This is a genomic window from Brevundimonas sp. (genome assembly GCF_032107865.1).
Taxonomy (GTDB): Bacteria; Pseudomonadota; Alphaproteobacteria; order Caulobacterales; family Caulobacteraceae; genus Brevundimonas.
The window spans coordinates 1-2,068 of sequence record NZ_DAMCNG010000322.1 but is presented as its reverse complement, the minus strand read 5'-3'; the positions used below and the strand labels follow the sequence as shown (position 1 = coordinate 2,068).

The window sequence follows — 2,068 nt, the reverse complement described above, 5'->3', positions numbered from 1 at the left end:
CGCTTGAGGCGGGATCATGCGCCGCGGCGGCAGGGGCCTGGGCGGCCATGAAGAGCGCCAGGGCGGCGACGGCGGGCGTGAAGAGGCGGTTCATCCGGTTTCTCCTTGGGTGAGCGGTGCGCCGGCGCGCGCGCCGGGACGGTTGAGCCAGCGACGCAGGAGCCTGCGACCGGGCTGCTCGACAGCGATGTGGATCACGGCGGCGGCGGCGAGGGTGAGAGTCAGCAAGGCGGCCAGTTCGAGGGGGCTCATGCGGTAGTCGCCGTCCAGGCCCAGCAGCGCCTGCATCGCATTGCGCCAGACCATCACCAGCGGAATGTGGACCAGATAGAGGGCGTAGGAGGCCTCGCCCGCGAACAACCAGACGGGGTTCGACAGGAAGGTGCGCGTCCCGGACTTGGCCAGTAGGGCCAGGCTGAGGATCAACGGCCCGGCCAGGGCCACGATCAGCCGGTCATCCAGCGAGGCCTGCATGGCGGCCAGCATGGCCAGGCTGGCGACGACCACGGCGCCGATCGCGGCCCTGGGGCTGAGGCGCAGGCGCTGGCCCAGGAAGTAGAGGCCGATGCCGAACAGGAATTCGGGCAGGATTCTCAGAACGCCCAGATTGTCTTCGGCGCGCGGCAGGATGACGCCGAAGGCCATGCGGTAGCCGGCGTCCAGCACCGCGAACAGCGCGATCGACAGGGCGACCAGGACGACAGGCCGATCCCTCAGGCGCAAGGCGATCCAAGCGTAGACGGGGAAGATCAGATAGGCGAACCACTCGGCGGACAAGGACCAGGCGGGGCCGTTCCACAGCACCATGGTGGAGCGCGGAAACCAGGCCTGGGTCAGCAGCATGGACTGGATGAAGTCGGGCGCGTTGAAGCGGCCGGGCTCCAGGCCGACGCCGACCAGGCCCGCGCCCAGCACCATGACCAGCATCCCCAGCATGATGGCGGCGTGGGCCGGATAGATGCGGGCGAACCGCGCGACGATGAAGCGCCGATAGTCCGGCGGCCCTTCGCCCTGCAGATAGACGTGGGCGAGGATGAAACCCGACAGGATGAAGAAGACGTCGACCCCCAGACGCGCCCGGTTCAGCAGGCCGGCGGCCTCGGGCGGCAGGGTCCACATCAGCTGATAGTGGAAAAGCACCACCCCCAGCGCCAGCAGGAAGCGGACGCTGGTCAGCGGCTCCATCACCGGGGGGAAGGGGTGGGGCGGCGCACGGTCTGACGCCCCGGCCGCCTCGCTTTCGCGCGCAGGCGCAGTTCTGGCGACGGCTTCATTCCTGGTCACGGCAGCGCCCCTCCACGAGCCTGGCTCATGATCCATCTACGCAGTTTTACGGCGTACCCCTCGCCGGAGGCTGGCTGAAAGGGAGGCGCTGGGGCGCTTGTCCCTGGCGTGGGTGACGTTTTGCACGAGGCGTGCTATCATCGGCTTTTAGTAATCGCCTCGGAGCCCTCCGCTGACCCCCTCGACCGCGCATGATGCGCAAGACGCCGTTTCGAACGCGGCGCACGAAATGGACTTGATGGATTCCGTCCATTCCGAAGACGGTCAGGCCGAGGACGGCCCCAGTAGCGACGAGCGCCAGCCTCTGCCGGTCGGCGCGACCGCGCTGGAGCAGGCCATCCTCGCCAAACTCGACGACGACAAGGCTCAGGACATCGTCCTGATCGACCTGCGCGGCAAGAGCCCGATGACCGACGCCATGATCGTGGCTTCGGGTCGCTCGCACCGCCACGTCGGCGCTGTCGCCGACCACCTGCTGCGCCTGTTCAAGGAGCAGGGGCTGGGCAAGGTGAAGGTCGAGGGCCTGCCGCATTGCGACTGGGTGCTGCTGGATGCAGGCGACGTCATCGTCCACCTGTTCCGTCCGGAAGTGCGCACCTTCTACAACATCGAAAAGATCTGGGCGGTCGACAGCGCCCACCGCGGCGGCCCCGCTCGGGACTGACTGCATGAAGCTGGCGATCGCGGCCATCGGCAAGCCGGGCCGCGGTCCCGAGGCCGCCCTGGCCGACGACTACGCCCGGCGGGCCACCCTTTCGGGGCGGCCCCTGGGCCTGGGGCCCCT

Annotated in this window: 2 protein-coding genes; one reads left to right on the top strand and one right to left on the bottom strand. The window is 68.7% G+C overall.

The annotated features are described in order from the left end of the window. Positions 1–90: 90 nt before the first annotated feature. A complete protein-coding gene (locus RT567_RS16210; RefSeq protein ID WP_313577235.1) occupies positions 91–1,284 on the bottom strand; it encodes an acyltransferase in 1,194 nt (397 codons plus the stop codon). A gap of 229 nt (positions 1,285–1,513) precedes the next feature. On the opposite strand from RT567_RS16210, the gene rsfS reads away from it, so the two are divergent. Next, positions 1,514–1,948: a ribosome silencing factor gene (gene rsfS / locus RT567_RS16205; protein ID WP_313577234.1), complete on the top strand. Its 435-nt coding sequence runs from the start codon at positions 1,514–1,516 to the stop codon at positions 1,946–1,948. Positions 1,949–2,068 lie beyond the last annotated feature (120 nt).